Origin of the sequence: Pseudomonas sp. C1C7, assembly GCF_013359595.1 — a bacterium.
Classification (GTDB): domain Bacteria; phylum Pseudomonadota; class Gammaproteobacteria; order Pseudomonadales; family Pseudomonadaceae; genus Aquipseudomonas.
Genome location: NZ_JABFMP010000029.1, coordinates 1 through 14342 on the forward strand (window position 1 = coordinate 1; position 14342 = coordinate 14342).

Annotated in this window: 17 protein-coding genes; 7 read left to right on the plus strand and 10 right to left on the minus strand. The window is 61.2% G+C overall.

Going from position 1 to position 14342, the window contains the following annotated elements:
• Positions 1-84: 84 nt before the first annotated feature.
• From catA to HNO86_RS21585, 3 genes are read right to left on the minus strand one after another with little or no spacing between them, the layout of a single operon-like run.
• Positions 85-1014 (minus strand): catechol 1,2-dioxygenase, encoded by a 930-nt coding sequence (gene catA / locus HNO86_RS21575; RefSeq protein ID WP_175378951.1) that lies wholly within the window; start codon positions 1012-1014, stop codon positions 85-87.
• Positions 1015-1068: 54 nt separating this feature from the next.
• A complete protein-coding gene (gene catC / locus HNO86_RS21580; RefSeq protein WP_175378952.1) occupies positions 1069-1359 on the minus strand; it encodes a muconolactone Delta-isomerase in 291 nt (96 codons plus the stop codon).
• Between the two features lie 10 nt (positions 1360-1369).
• The gene (locus HNO86_RS21585; protein WP_175378953.1) at positions 1370-2518 is read right to left on the minus strand and encodes a muconate cycloisomerase family protein; all 1149 of its coding nucleotides are present in this window, start codon (positions 2516-2518) and stop codon (positions 1370-1372) included.
• Positions 2519-2645: 127 nt separating this feature from the next.
• Here HNO86_RS21585 and HNO86_RS21590 point away from each other — a divergent pair, with 127 nt between their 5' ends.
• Positions 2646-3530 carry a LysR family transcriptional regulator gene (locus tag HNO86_RS21590; protein WP_175378954.1) on the plus strand — a complete coding sequence of 295 codons (885 nt, stop codon included), beginning with the start codon at positions 2646-2648 and terminating at the stop codon, positions 3528-3530.
• 34 nt (positions 3531-3564) lie between these two features.
• On the opposite strand, the gene HNO86_RS21595 is transcribed toward HNO86_RS21590, so the two are convergent.
• Together HNO86_RS21595 and HNO86_RS21600 are read right to left on the minus strand one after the other, a co-directional pair.
• Positions 3565-3804: a DUF1652 domain-containing protein gene (locus HNO86_RS21595; RefSeq protein WP_175378955.1), complete on the minus strand. Its 240-nt coding sequence runs from the start codon at positions 3802-3804 to the stop codon at positions 3565-3567.
• Between the two features lie 104 nt (positions 3805-3908).
• On the minus strand, positions 3909-4808 hold the full coding sequence (locus HNO86_RS21600) for a polysaccharide deacetylase family protein (RefSeq protein ID WP_175378956.1): 900 nt from the start codon (positions 4806-4808) through the stop codon (positions 3909-3911).
• A gap of 406 nt (positions 4809-5214) precedes the next feature.
• On the opposite strand from HNO86_RS21600, the gene HNO86_RS21605 reads away from it, so the two are divergent.
• The gene (locus HNO86_RS21605) at positions 5215-5895 is read left to right on the plus strand and encodes an SOS response-associated peptidase (RefSeq protein ID WP_175378957.1); all 681 of its coding nucleotides are present in this window, start codon (positions 5215-5217) and stop codon (positions 5893-5895) included.
• Between the two features lie 260 nt (positions 5896-6155).
• Positions 6156-6428 (plus strand): hypothetical protein, encoded by a 273-nt coding sequence (locus HNO86_RS21610; protein WP_175378958.1) that lies wholly within the window; start codon positions 6156-6158, stop codon positions 6426-6428.
• A gap of 129 nt (positions 6429-6557) precedes the next feature.
• Here HNO86_RS21610 and HNO86_RS21615 read toward each other — a convergent pair whose 3' ends face one another.
• The 3 genes from HNO86_RS21615 to HNO86_RS21625 form a co-directional block, all read right to left on the minus strand.
• Positions 6558-6713, minus strand: coding sequence for a hypothetical protein (locus HNO86_RS21615; RefSeq protein ID WP_175378959.1), 156 nt, complete (start codon positions 6711-6713; stop codon positions 6558-6560).
• 65 nt (positions 6714-6778) lie between these two features.
• Positions 6779-7090 (minus strand): AzlD domain-containing protein, encoded by a 312-nt coding sequence (locus HNO86_RS21620; protein WP_175379035.1) that lies wholly within the window; start codon positions 7088-7090, stop codon positions 6779-6781.
• On the minus strand, positions 7090-7788 hold the full coding sequence (locus HNO86_RS21625; RefSeq protein ID WP_175378960.1) for an AzlC family ABC transporter permease: 699 nt from the start codon (positions 7786-7788) through the stop codon (positions 7090-7092). Before HNO86_RS21625 ends, HNO86_RS21620 begins: the two co-directional genes overlap by 1 nt.
• Positions 7789-7959: 171 nt before the next feature.
• Here HNO86_RS21625 and HNO86_RS21630 point away from each other — a divergent pair, with 171 nt between their 5' ends.
• The 3 genes from HNO86_RS21630 to HNO86_RS21640 all read left to right on the plus strand — a co-directional run bounded on the left by HNO86_RS21630 (position 7960) and on the right by HNO86_RS21640 (position 10323).
• Positions 7960-8892: a sensor domain-containing diguanylate cyclase gene (locus HNO86_RS21630; RefSeq protein ID WP_175378961.1), complete on the plus strand. Its 933-nt coding sequence runs from the start codon at positions 7960-7962 to the stop codon at positions 8890-8892.
• Positions 8893-8916: 24 nt separating this feature from the next.
• Positions 8917-9276 (plus strand): DUF2784 domain-containing protein, encoded by a 360-nt coding sequence (locus HNO86_RS21635; RefSeq protein ID WP_175378962.1) that lies wholly within the window; start codon positions 8917-8919, stop codon positions 9274-9276.
• Positions 9277-9405: 129 nt separating this feature from the next.
• Positions 9406-10323, plus strand: a complete 918-nt coding sequence (locus HNO86_RS21640; protein ID WP_175378963.1) for a LysR family transcriptional regulator — start codon at positions 9406-9408, stop codon at positions 10321-10323.
• A gap of 3 nt (positions 10324-10326) precedes the next feature.
• Here the strand turns inward: HNO86_RS21640 and HNO86_RS21645 are convergent, their stop codons facing one another.
• Positions 10327-11880, minus strand: a complete 1554-nt coding sequence (locus tag HNO86_RS21645) for a sensor domain-containing diguanylate cyclase (RefSeq protein ID WP_175378964.1) — start codon at positions 11878-11880, stop codon at positions 10327-10329.
• A 219-nt stretch (positions 11881-12099) separates the two neighbouring features.
• The gene (locus HNO86_RS21650; RefSeq protein WP_175378965.1) at positions 12100-12627 is read right to left on the minus strand and encodes a DUF3087 family protein; all 528 of its coding nucleotides are present in this window, start codon (positions 12625-12627) and stop codon (positions 12100-12102) included.
• Positions 12628-12842: 215 nt separating this feature from the next.
• Here HNO86_RS21650 and ppnN point away from each other — a divergent pair, with 215 nt between their 5' ends.
• Positions 12843-14216 (plus strand): nucleotide 5'-monophosphate nucleosidase PpnN, encoded by a 1374-nt coding sequence (ppnN, locus tag HNO86_RS21655; RefSeq protein WP_175378966.1) that lies wholly within the window; start codon positions 12843-12845, stop codon positions 14214-14216.
• Positions 14217-14342: the final 126 nt, after the last annotated feature.

Genomic DNA, 14342 nt, shown 5'->3' on the forward strand with positions numbered 1-14342 from the left:
ATCGCGGGCAAGCCCGCTCCCACAGGGGAATGCATCCAACCTGTGGGAGCGGGCTTGCCCGCGATGAGGCCATCAGCCGCGACATCAATCCTCTAGGGCACGCACCCGCTCGTGACGCTGCTGCTCTTCAGGCTGAGCCGACGATTGCAGAGTGAAGTCGAACTCGATCTCGGCAAAGCGACCGCTGACACCGTAAGCCGCTGCACGGGCCTGGTCTTCGCTGAAGGTGATCTTGGCGATCAGCTCGTCGCGGGTGGCGTAGGCGAAGTCGTCGTGCAGGTATTTCTCGCCATCCAGGTTGATCTGGGTGGTCAGGTGACGGTGATCCGGCGCGGAAATGAAGAAGTGGATGTGCGCAGGACGCTGGCCGTGACGGCCCAGTTGATCGAGCAGTTGCTGGGTCGGACCGTCCGGTGGGCAGCCGTAGCCCGACGGCACGATGCTGCGGAAACGGTAGCGGCCTTCGGCATCGGTGACGATACGGCGACGCAGGTTGAATTCCGACTGGGTGGTATCGAAGTACGAGTAGGTGCCGCCGGTGTTGGCGTGCCACACGTCCACCACGGCGCCTGCCAGAGGCTCGCCCGCGGTGTTGAACACCTGGCCTTGCATGAACAGGGTCACACCCGGATCGACGCCGTCGTCCAGGCGCGCTTCGCCTTCGGACAACGGAGCGCCGGCCACATACAGTGGGCCTTCGATGGTGCGTGGGGTGCCGCCGGTTTTGCCGGCCTGCTCGTCTTCAGCGTCCATCAGCAGGTCCAGGTAGTGTTCCAGACCCAGGCCGGCCACCACCAGGCCAGCTTCCTGACGCGCACCCAGCACGTTCAGGTAGTTGACCGCTTTCCAGAACTCTTCCGGGGTCACGGCCAGGTCTTCGATGATGTTCACCGAGTCACGCAGGATGCGGTAGATCAGGGCCTTGGTGCGCGCGTCACCGGCATCGTTGTGCAGGCCGCTGGCTTCTTCGAGAAATTTCTGTACTTCGGCAGTGTGGGAAATTTTCACGTTCATTTTATTGTTTCCTCATCTTGTAATTATTGGCAAAACTCGCTGAACAGGCTGGTTTCAGCGGTCATCCTCGCGAATCGAAGACGGGTGACGGCACATGGCGTTGATTTCGATCGCCATGTACGGGAACAGCGGCAATTGCATCAGCAGATCATGCAGTTCCTGGACGCTGTCGACATCGAACACGCTGAAGTTGGCGTACTGGCCGGCGATGCGCCACAGGTGACGCCACTTGCCCTGGTCTTGCAGGCGTTGCGCCAGGGCTTTTTCGTCAGCCTTCAGTTGCGCGGCGCGTTCGGGGTTCATGTCGACCGGCAGATTCACGGTCATCTTTACGTGGAACAGCATAATGCTCTCCTCAGGCTTGATGAATGGCAGTGGAAGTCTTGTCGCGGCGGAAGAACGCCAGGCGTTCCTCGTCCAGGCTCAGGCCCAGACCCGGGGTGTTCGGCACGTGCAGTTCGAAATCGCGGTAAACCAGCGGCTCGCTGAGAATGTCTTCGGTCAGCAGCAGCGGGCCGAACAGCTCGGTGTCCCACGCCAGTTTGTTCAGGGTGACAAAGGCATGGGCCGACGCCATGGTGCCCAGGCCGCCTTCGAGCATGGTGCCGCCGTAGAGGGCGATACCGGCCGCTTCAGCGATCGAGGCGGTGCGCAACACCGCGCGCGGACCACCGTTCTTGGCAATCTTCAGGGCGAACACCGAAGCGGCGCCTTCACGGGCCAGGTTAAACGCGTCTTCCACGCACTCGATGGACTCGTCGGCCATGATCGGCGCCGGGCTCATGGCGTTCAGACGCGCCATGCCGGCACGGTTGTTACGGGAAATCGGCTGTTCGATCAGGTCGATGCCGTTGGTACCCAGCACGCGGCAGGCGCGCAGTGCGACCGCTTCGTCCCAGGCCTGGTTGACGTCGACCCGCACGCTGGCGCGGTCGCCGAGGGCTTTCTTGATCGCAATCACGTGGGCCAGGTCGCGGTTGACTTCACCGGCACCGATTTTCAGTTTGAAGATGCGGTGACGACGCAGGTCGAGCATTTTCTCGGCTTCGGCGATGTCCTTTGCGGTATCGCCGCTGGCCAGGGTCCAGGCCACCGGCAGCGCGTCACGCACACGGCCGCCGAGCAATTCGCTGACCGGCACGCCCAGGCGCTTGCCCTGGGCGTCGAGCAAGGCGGTCTCGATACCGGACTTGGCGAAGGTGTTGCCACGGATGCTGCGCTCCAGGCGCAACATGGCGGCGTTGACGTTGCCGCTGTCCTGGCCGATCAACAAAGGCGCGAAGTGCGTGTCGATGTTGGTCTTGATGCTGTCCGGGCTTTCGTTGCCGTAGGCCAGGCCACCGATGGTGGTGGATTCGCCGATACCTTCGATGCCATCGGCGCAACGCACGCGAATGATCACCAGGGTCTGGTTCTGCATGGTGTGCATCGCCAGCTTGTGCGGGCGGATGGTTGGCAGATCGACGATGATCGTCTCGATCGACTCAATGGCAGTTGCAAGCATTTCGATACCCATCAGGTTCTTGGAGTTCTGGAGCCGATTCTGGTACGGCTTTTTTCGCGATGCCAATATAGAATTGGTCTGACTTGATACCTTAAAGGTATGCAACCGAAGAATGCCCGGAGGCTCCATGGAACTGCGTCACCTGCGATATTTCCAGGTACTGGCCCAAACCCTCAATTTCACCCGCGCCGCCGAACTGCTGCACATCGCGCAACCGCCCCTGAGCCGGCAGATCCAGCAACTGGAAGACGAGTTGGGGGTGACCCTGCTGGAACGCGGCCGCCCGCTGAAGCTGACCGAGGCCGGGCGGTTCTTTTATGAGCATTCCACCGCACTGCTGGAACAGCTGAACAAGGTGCGCGACAACACCCGGCGCATTGGCCTGGGAGAAAAGACCTGGCTGGGGATCGGTTTTGCGCCGTCGACGCTGTACGGGGTATTGCCGGAACTGATCCGTCGTCTGCGCAGTGGCGAACCGCTGGAGCTGGAACTGGGGCTGTCGGAGATGACCACCCTGCAACAGGTGCAGGCGCTCAAGGCCGGACGCATCGACATCGGTTTCGGTCGTATCCGCATCGACGACCCGGCGATTGTCCAGACCGTCCTCACCGAAGACCGCCTGGTCGCCGCCCTCCCCGCCGGCCACCCGTTGCTGGCCGGCCCCATCAGCCTGCGCGATCTGGCCCGTGAACCTTTCGTGCTCTACCCCGGCAACCCGCGCCCCAGCTACGCCGACCATGTGATCGCGCTGTTCGAGTCCTATGGTGTGAGCATCCATGTGGCGCAATGGACCAACGAGCTGCAAACGGCAATCGGTCTGGTGGGCGCCGGGATCGGTATCACCCTGGTGCCGGCGTCGGTGCAACTGCTGCACCGCGACGACATCGGCTTCACCCCGCTGCTGGAAGACAACGCCACCTCGCCGATCATCCTCAGCCGGCGGGTGGGCGATGTTTCACCGGGGTTGAATCATTGTCTGAAGATGATTGATGAGCTGCTCCCTCGGGACTGACGAGGCAGCTCCTACAGGGGATAGTGTGTGGTCTTCAGCCCGCGAACGCCCTGCGCCCCGCGCTCATCTCGGTCCGCAACTCCCCCACCAGATCGGAAACGGCCCGCACGCTGGTCAGCTGTTCGGTGGCGACGCCGCTGATCAGCAGCTCGACCCGCCCGGTGACGGGCTCGTAGACCTCGATGCGCAGCAGGCCGCCATACTCCGTGCACTCACAGGACAGTGGTGCGAAGCCGGACTCCACAATGTTGCAAAGCACTGAAATGGGAAGCATGGCCGGTCCCTCGGTCGAACGCTGATCGGATCCAATCAGGATAGATCCGTTTTGCCATCTTTGCGTCAGGAAATGTTACACATCTCCCATTTTCCATAAGTCCTTCAATCGGCGTTCCGGTTCCAGATCCAGTTCCAGAACCCCGGCAATTTCACCGGCTGCGAACTGTCGCGCACGGTGCGGGCCATTGCCGCCTTCTGCAACTCGGCGGTGTCACCGTAAAACGCCTGCGGCGCGACCTTCACCCCGGTCTCCCGGGCACTTTCGAGGAGGATTTGCAGGTACTCGCGGGTATGCCGGGCGGTGTAACGGTTCAGGTCATGGAAGGTCACCACCACCGGTATCACCCCGTCGACCACAGGCAATTCACCCTGGGCGATGCGCTCACGCACTTCGGACATCGAACGCAGGAAATGCGCCCGACGCCGGGGGCTGGCATTGAAACCCCAGATCTTGCCGTCGTTGGCGCTCAAGTCAGTCAGCAGCACATGCAGGCCGTGCTGCTGATAGGCGGCGAAGGTGCGCTTGTCGTAGTTCCAGAACGGCGGGCGCAGCAGCGTCGGCGGCGCCCCGGTGATGGCGGCGATGTCCGCGCAGCCCCTGGTCAGCGCCTCCTCGAGTTCCAGAGGATCGAGGGAGCGATGATTGGTGTGCGAAGGCGTGGCGGTGTGGAACGCCAGAATGTGCCCGGCGTCGCGCTCGCGGTGCATCACCGCGCGGCCGATGTCACTGTTGCCGGCGCGGGTGGCCTGGGTCTGAACGAAGAACACCGCTTTGATGTCGGTCTGCAACGGATTGCGCGCCAGACTGTCGAGCACGGTCTCGGTGGGGTTCCAGAAACTCGACGCACTGGGACCGTCATCGAAGGTCAGGAGAAAGCGGATCGGCGGTTGAGCCTGCAACCGTTGCTCGGTCTGCGGCGTCATTTCGATGGGAGCGGCGATACAGCCCAGCAGACTGGCTGCCATCGCGATTGCCGTTAGAACCTTGACCAACTGTCTCATGTTTTGCCTTGGGCCATACCTCTACAAGGCGCACATCTTACCTGTAGGAGCGAGCACGCTCGCGATGCAAGTGCAAACACCGCGGGGTGTCAGGCTGCCAGCGTTATCGTTGGCGACCATCGCGAGCATGCTCGCTCCTGCAGGAATGGGGGTGTTTACTGTGCCAAGGCTTGCTGGAACGAATGGTCGATGATCCCGCCGAGCCCGCTGTTGGCCCATGAACAGCCCCTGTACAAACTGTCTCCCTGCGAACACCCCTACACCACTTATACCGCCTATACCTGTAGGAGCTAGCTTGCTCGCGATGGACGCCAACGATGACGCTAGCAGCCTGACGCCCCGCGGTGTTCTGGCGTGCATCGCGTTCAAGCTCGCTCCTACACGGTGGAGATGGAGGGTTTATTCGATGTGCGGACGCCTGTCGCAATACCGGGGCATTCACGATTTCGTGGCGGTGCTGAGCATCCCCGACGCGCTGATCAACCACGTCGGCGACCAGCCTTTGGCCCGCTACAACGCCGCGCCCACCACGCAACTGGCCCTGCTGCATCTGGAGGACGATGGCCTGCATGCCGACTCACAGCGCTGGGGCTGGCGACCCCATTGGGCGAAAGACCGCGCGGCGCCGATCAACGCACGGGTGGAGAAAGTCGCCCACGGCCCGTTCTTCCGGGCAATCTGGCCGCACCGCGCGATCTGCCCCGTCGACAACTGGTTCGAGTGGGTCGACGCCAAGGATGGCACGCGCGAGCCCTGGCTGATCCGACGGCGCGACCAGGGACCGATTTTCTGTGCAGCGATCGGGCAGTTTCCGCTTGGTGGTTCGGCACCGAAGGACGATGACGGCTTCGTCATCATCACCGCCGACAGCGCAGGCGGCATGCTGGACATTCATGACCGGCGACCGGTCGTGTTGTCGGCCGAACTGGCTCGGGAATGGCTGAACCCGGCCACGCCCAGGGAGCGCGCCGAACACATGGTGCTTCTGCAGGGCGAGGAAAGTGATGTTTTCGAGTGGTACAGGGTCGCAAAAGCGGTGGGCAACAGCAGAAATCAGGGGGAGAAGTTGATTGAAGCGATAACTTGACCTGTCAATATCGACATAATGAAAATCAGATATAACGATCAGCCCGGAAAAAATATTAAGATTATTGTTTCAACTAATTAACACATTATACAAATGTACAATTTGACGCATTACCGCTTGTCCGACAATCGGCTTGCGTTGATTACATTTTCAATCACTCCCGTTAGCATTCGCGCCGCATTTCCATTGGTACTCCCGTACTGACCAAAGAGTCAGGGATGATGGAAATCCCTTAAAACAAGCCCTTGCAGAGAACTAAATTGCGCGACGATTTTGCAATGAATCCAGTCGTGAGTCTGGCGTGCGTTTATCTATCGCCGACAGAACACTACCAACTTGACTCTTTTATCGGGCAATACATAAGAACCCGAAACCTGCAATCACTTCCCGATATCGACAATATCCTGAGTTCGACGCTTAAGGACTATCCAGGCAAACCGCCGGTGATGGTCAATGAGCTGAACGCATGGATAGACAAGACGTTGGGTTATCGCGCTCTGCATCCGGAGATTCTGTCGCCGGATGATCTTTAGCTGAACACCTCCCCCTGTTGGACCCTGGGAACCTGTAGGAGCTGTCGAGTGAAACGAGGCTGCGATCCTTTGATTGTCAAAAGCAAAAGATCGCAGCCTTCGGCAGCTCCTGCACGGGGATGTGTTTGCTCAGGGTTTCAACGGAATTTCGATATCGCGATCCGACAGCTCTCTGCTGCGGTCATGCTTCCACGTCTGTTCTTCGTGTTCCTGGTCCTCAATCTCTTCTTCCGACGGCTCATCCATATCGTCATCCGGGTCCGGACGCTTGGGTTCGTTGGCCATGTGCACCTCGCTTCCTGAAAGGATCACCCATCCATTCAAGCGTAGAACAGTTTCCCCTGCCCGGCTTACAGCCACGCCCGCAGCAGAAAGAAGAAGCCCATGCTCAACAGCATGCTGAGCAAGGTGTTGCGCGTGTAGAGCACCAGGCCCACGGCCACCAGCGAGCTGATCAGGTACGGATTGTCCCAATTCAGGTTCAGTTGTTTCTCGGGCATGAACACGATCGGCCCGCAGATCGCGGTCAGCATCCCCGGCACGGCGAAACCGAGAAACTGCCGCGCATTGCTGCTCAGGCGCACCGGCAGACGCGGTTCGAGAAACACATAGCGATTGAGAAACACCAGCACGCCCATGCCGAAAATCACTGCCCAGACCATCATGTGCGCGCTCCCTGAAACTTGTTGCAGACAAACCCGGCGGTCATCCCCGCCAACCCCGACAGCACCAGCGCCGAGCCCCATTGCCAGTAGCTGAACAGCACCGAGCAGAACAGCGACACCGCCACGCAGACCACCGTCGGCACATTGCGCACCACCGGCGTGATCAGGGCGATGAAGGTGGCGGCGATGGAGAAATCCAGCCCCAGGTGTTCAAGCCCCGGAATGCTGCTGCCCAGCACGATGCCGGCCAGGGTGAACAGGTTCCAGGCGATGTAGAACGTCAGACCCACGCCCAGGGCGTACCAGCGGTCGAACTGCTGTTTGTCGTGCTGGGAGGTCAAGGCGAACAACTCATCGGTGAGCAGAAAGCCCAGGCCCGCGCGCCAGCGTCCCGGCAACGGCGAGATCACCGAACGCATGCTCATTCCGTAGAGCAGATGCTGGGAGGTCAGCAGCAAGGTGGTCAGCAGGATCGAGAAGATCCCCGCTCCGCCCTTGAGCATGCCGATGGCCACCAGTTGCGCGGCGCCGGCGAACACGATGCTCGACAGGCCCTGGCCTTGCAGGGGAGTGAGATTGGCCTCGATGGCCATGGAACCGGCCAGCAACCCCCAGGGCGCGGTGGCCAGAGACAGCGGTGTGATCGCCACGGCGCCGCGAAGAAACGCGGCACGAGGCACATGTGAATTGGACATAACGCTCTGCAACCAGGAGAAAGACCGCAGACTGTGCCAGCACTGACGCTCCCTGGCTTGAACAATCTTGCGCACTGTTACCAATCATTTCCGTTCATCGGCTGGCGGCTTGCTTCAAGCAGGGTAGTAGCAACATGATGGCGCTTTTTCCCCTCAAGGCGCCTGCCCTTCATGCACCCAGACGAGACCGACAGCGTTTACAAGACCCTGCTTGAATCGACCAAGGCCATTCCCTGGCGAATCGACTGGAAAACCATGACCTTCAGCTACATCGGGCCGCAGATCGAAAGCCTGCTGGGCTGGAAGCAGGACAGCTGGGTCGGCGTCAACGACTGGGTCGAGCGCATGCACCCGGACGATCGCGACTACGTGGTGGAGTTCTGCGTCTCGCAATCGCGGGCCGGGGTCGACCACGAGGCTGATTACCGGGCGCTGACCCACACCGGCGAATACGTATGGATTCGCGATGTGGTGCACGTGGTGCGCAAGGACGGTGAGGTCGAGGCGCTGGTGGGGTTCATGTTCGACATCAGCGAACGCAAAAAAACCGAAGAGCACCTGGTGCGCCTGCAAAAGCAGCTCGAGGAATATTCCTTCCAGGACGGCCTGACCGGCATCGCCAACCGGCGCATGTTCGACACGGTGCTGGAGCGTGAATGGAGCAACGCCCAGCGCACGGGTACGCCGCTGTCGGCGATCGTTCTGGATATCGACTACTTCAAGCAGTACAACGACCATTACGGCCACATCAAGGGCGATGAATGCCTGCGTCAGGTGGCCAGTACCCTGTCGCGGGCGGCCAATCGGCCACGGGATTTCATTGCCCGGATCGGCGGCGAAGAGTTCGTCTGGCTGCTGCCGGAAACCGATGCGGAATCGGCCAGGCTGGTGGCGCACAAGTGTCTGCACCTGGTTCGCCAGCAGCGCATCACCCACGAATTTTCCGCGGTCGCGCCGCTGTTGAGCCTGAGCCTGGGCGTCGGCACCACCCACGCCACGCAGGATGCCACGGCGCTGGAATTCATCGAACAGGTCGACCAACTACTCTACAAGGCCAAGCGCAATGGACGAATGCGCGCCGAGCAGATGGATTTTCGCGACTGAGGCCTGACGCCTGCGGGGGTCGACATGCTGTACCGAATCGCCGCCGACGGGCTGGTGCTGCTTCATCTGGCGTTCATCCTGTTCGTGCTGTTCGGCGGGCTGCTGGTGCTCAAGTGGCGCCGCCTGATGTGGTGGCATTTGCCGGCTGCCGCCTGGGGTGTGGCGGTCGAAGCGCTGCACCTGCCCTGCCCGCTGACTCGCTGGGAGAACCTCATGCGCCAGGCTGCCGGGGAGCAAGGTTATAGTGCGGGTTTCATCGAGCACTACGTGTGGCCGGTGATCTACCCGGCAGGGCTGACGCCGACGATTCAGTTGTGGCTGGCCGGCGTGGTGCTGGTGGTCAATGCCGTGGTCTATCTTCGAGTGATCACAACCCGCCATTGAAACGCCTCCCTGCAGGAGCGAGGCTTGCCCGCGAAGACGTCATATCAGCCGATACAGATGTTGAATCAGATGACGCATTCGCGGGCAAGCCTCGCGCCTACAGTTCTTGCAACCATTCGGACTCACTCCATGCTCTCGACCGAAGACCTCGCCCTGCTCGAAGCCATCCGCGAAACCGGCAGCCTGTCCCGCGCCGCGGTCCGGCTGGGCAAGGCGCCGTCGACGGTGTCCTACGCCGCACGGCAGCTGGAGGAACGCTTCGACGCCCTGCTCTTCGACCGCCGCCGCTATCGCCTGCAACTGACCGCGGCCGGCGAGCTGCTGGTCAACGAAGCCTCGCGACTGATGGAAGACGTCTCGCGACTGACCCAGCGCGTGCAGCAAGTGGCCAATGGCTGGGAGAGCCGTCTGTGGATCGTCACCGACGAACTGGTGGAATTCGAAAACCTGGTGCCGCTGATCCAGGAATTCGATGCCCTGGGCTCCGGCGTGCCGTTACGCATGACCCACGAAGTGCTCAAAGGGGTCTGGGAAGCCCTGCGCGAAGGCCGCGCCGATCTGGTCATCGGCGCCACCAACGAACCGCCGGCGATCCCGTCCCTGCGCTGGATGCAACTGGGGGAAATGCAGTGGGTGTTCGCCGTCTCGCCCAAACACCCGCTGGCCAAGGCCAGGGAGCCGATTTCCCGGGCAACGGTGAGTCAGCATCGGGCGATTGTGGTGGCCGATTCGGCCCGCACCAGCGAAGGCCGGACCTACGGCGTTTCCGGCGGGCAACCGGTCATGGCGGTGCCGACCATGCGCGCGAAGATCCTCGCGCAATGCGCCGGCCTGGGTGTGGGCTGGCTGCCCCGGCATCGGGTCGATTCACTGCTGAAAAACGGCACGCTGATCGAAAAACAGATGGCCGACCCGCGCGAACCGAACGTGTTGTACGCCGGCTGGCGCGGCGATCAGGACGGCCGCGCCTTGAACTGGTGGCTGGAAAAACTCAAGCAGCCCTCACTCGCCGGCCGTCTGGTGCAGGGCATCGACCTGTTCGTCTGAACCTCAGTTGGCAATCACGCTCATGTTGCGCCCGCTGGCCTTGGCCACGTACAGCGCCTTGTCGGCGGCACCGATCAGTTCCTCGGTGGTGGTCTCGGACGCCGGATCGTAACCACACACGCCGACGCTGACGGTCATCATGCCTTCCGGACTTTCATTGTGCTGCAAGCCGGCCGCCAGCACCGCGCGGCGGATTTTCTCCGCCACCAGAAACGCGCCCACGTAGTCGGTGCCGGGCAGCACCACGGAAAATTCCTCGCCGCCAAAACGCGCCGCCAGATCTCCGGGGCGCTTGATGTGATCGGTGATGATTGCCGCGATCTGGCGCAGACAGGCGTCACCCGCCAGATGGCCATAGTGATCGTTGAATGCCTTGAAATGATCGACATCGATCATCAACAGCGCCAGCCCCGTCTGGTTGCGCCGGGCGCGTCCGGTTTCCGCCTGAATGAACAGATCGAACTGGCGACGGTTGGCCAGCCCGGTCAGCGCGTCCTCCAGCGCCAGCAACTCCAGGTTGCGATTGAGTTCGAGGAGTTTCTCCTGGGAGCCGAGCAACTCGACCTGAATGCGGTTCTGCTGCTGCATCGACTTGATCAGGCGATACCCGAGCACGCCGAGGAATGCCAGCAGCACCGAGACGATCAACGCACTGAGGATCGACTCCTTGCGCCAGCTGGCGAGGATTTCGTCCTTGTTCAGCGCCGCGAAGACAATCAGCGGATAGCCGTCGACCCTGCGATAACCCACCACGCGCTCCACGCCGTCGATGATCGACTTGATGGTGCCCGTGCCTGCGCTGGCCTGGGGCAGCAACTGGGTAAACAGCTGGCTCTTGGCCAGGCTGCTGCCAACGTCGGCCTCATTGAAAGGCCGGCGCACGATAATGCGGGCATCGTCGGCGATCAGGTTGATCACGCCGTTATTGCCCATGTCGATGCTGTCGTAGAGCTGCAGAAAATGCGTGAGATAGAGGGTCGCCAGGGCCACGCCGGCGAAACTGCCGTCGGGATGATTGACCCGCCGCGACACAGTCATGATCCATTCGCCGCTGGAACGGCTTTTGATCGACGGGCCGATGTGCGGTCCGCGATCCGGATGGTCGCGGTGGTAAATGAAATATTCGCGGTCGGAATTGTTCGCCACGCCGACTTCGGCACCGTTGGAATTGGCGATCCACTTGCCGGTTTCGTCATACACGAACAGCCCGTGGAGCTGGCTCAGCTCACTGCGCTGGGCGCTCATCAGGCGTTGCAGGCGATTGAGCCGGTCGCCTTCGATGCCGTCGTTTTCCAGGCGATTGACCAGGGTAAAGAGCAAGGTATCGGCCTGTTTGATCGATGCCTGCGCCTGTGAAGCCAGGGTCTGCGCAAGGTTGGACATCGCCACCTGCTTGTCATGCAGGTGGTACTGACGCGAGGTCCAGGACTGCCAGATGACGATCACCGCCATCGACAGGCACACGGCAACCAGCAACGTCAGCACGGATTGCGCCTTCAGCCGGGCGATGCCGGGTCGATTTTTCTCGATTTGATCGTAGATAGCCGGATGCCCCATGACCCTCACTCCGTGATTTTTTTGTAACACGACAGGCTTCCTTGCTCAGTGCCCGTGATTTTGATCTGTACCGCGCTCTTTTGTAGCCGCTGGCGAAGCCTGCGTCCGGCTGCGAAGCTGTCGTGAAATCAGCCAACGCGGTGTTTCAGGCAGACCTCGCTTTCAGGTTTTACGACTGCTGCGCAGCCGGACGCAGGCTTCGCCAGCTGCTACAGGAGGTTAGACCGATGTCCGCTTCACCGCCTCCAACCAGGCCGGATCGAGTCGAGTCTGTTGCGTGTCCAGGCCCAGCGCCTGCATCCGCGCTTCATGTTGTTCCATTTCCCGACGCAATTGCCCGTGGTCGCTGGAGTTGCCGTCCAGTTCGTGCATCTGGCTCAACCCCAGATGATAGAAGCGCATCAGCTTCATCGCGCCCGGATCCTGCTTTTCAACGGCTGCCTTGAGGTGATGCATGACATTGGTCACGCTCATCAGGCTGCGCTTGAGCTGCCAGTTGTAGACCGCCGGCGCCATCCATTGCTGGTTCCAGAACACCTTGCGCATCAGCGCCGCCATCAGCAGCACCGCGGCGAACACCCCGCCGATGTTGAAGCGCAGATTATCCCCGCCAGGCTCGCCGAACACCGCTACCGCCGCGGTCGACAGCAGCATCGCCAGCGCCAGGAAAATCAGGGCGATGATCAGCGTGCTGCGCCGGGTCTGACGGCGATAGATCTCGGCGTTCATCGGCTGGATTTCGAACATGACCTGGGGTTTCCTTCTACGGCAGGCAAAAAGTTTGCGGGCATTATCGCCTTTGCAAAGGATTTGGCTATGCTGGGGCTCCTTTTCAACTTTTCATCGTCAAATGGGGACATGGCGAGACCACGTAATCAGTGCCATCTTCTTTTATGGATACACACTATTCGGATGCCATTCGTTGTTTTCTTCGGGAATGACATCGTTTTAAGGATCTTTGAATGACCCAACGACAAGTAATCAACGCTTCGGTCAGCCCGAAAGGCAGCCTGGAAACACTCTCGCAACGGGAAGTCCAGCAACTGAGCGAAGCCGGATCCGGCAGCACCTACGACATCTTCCGCCAATGCGCCCTGGCCATCCTCAACACCGGCGCCCACGTCGATAACGCCAAGACCATCCTCGAAGCCTACAAGGACTTCGAAATCCGCATTCACCAACAAGACCGCGGCGTACGCCTGGAACTGCTCAACGCCCCCGCCGACGCCTTCGTCGACGGCGAAATGATCGCCAGCACCCGTGAAATGCTGTTCAGCGCCCTGCGCGACATCGTCTACACCGAAAACGAACTCGACAGCCAACGCATCGACCTGAGCACCTCCCAGGGCATCAGCGACTACGTCTTCCACCTGCTGCGCAACGCCCGCACCCTGCGCCCGGGCGTGGAACCGAAGATCGTGGTGTGCTGGGGCGGCCACTCGATCAACACCGAAGAATACAAATACACCAAGAAAGTCGGCCACGAACTGGGCCTGCGCAGCCTGGACGTGTGCACCGGTTGCGGTCCCGGCGTGATGAAAGGCCCGATGAAAGGCGCCACCATTGCCCACGCCAAGCAGCGTATCCACGGCGGTCGCTACCTCGGTCTGACCGAGCCCGGGATCATTGCCGCCGAGGCACCGAACCCGATCGTCAACGAACTGGTGATCCTGCCGGACATCGAGAAGCGCCTGGAAGCCTTCGTTCGTGTCGGTCACGGCATCATCATCTTCCCGGGCGGCGCCGGCACCGCGGAAGAATTCCTCTACCTGCTCGGCATCCTGATGCACCCGGACAACGAAGGGCTGCCCTTCCCGGTCGTGCTCACCGGGCCGAAACACGCCGCGCCGTATCTTGAGCAACTGGACGCCTTCGTCGGCGCGACCCTGGGCGAAGCCGCCAAGCAGCATTACCAGATCATCATCGACGATCCGGCGGAAGTCGCCCGGCAGATGACCCAGGGCCTCAAGGCGGTCAAGCAGTTCCGTCGCGAGCGCAACGACGCGTTCCATTTCAACTGGCTGCTGAAGATCGACGAGGGCTTCCAGCGCCCGTTCGACCCGACCCACGAAAACATGGCCAACCTCAAGCTCAGCCGCGACCTGCCGCCCCACGAACTGGCCGCCAACCTGCGCCGCGCGTTCTCCGGCATCGTCGCCGGCAACGTCAAGGACAAGGGCATCCGCCTGATCGAGGAGCACGGGCCGTACCAGATCCGAGGTGACGCGGCGATCATGCAACCGCTGGATCAACTGCTCAAAGCCTTTGTCGCCCAGCACCGGATGAAACTGCCGGGTGGCGCGGCGTATGTGCCGTGTTATCGAGTGGTCGCCTGACCGCTGCCACCCCTGTGGGAGCGAGCCTGCTCGCGATGGACTGGAGAGCGCCGCTGGGTTTCAGACAGCCAGCGTTATCTTTGACGCCCATCGCGAGCAGGCTCGCTCCCACAATAGTGTCATCTG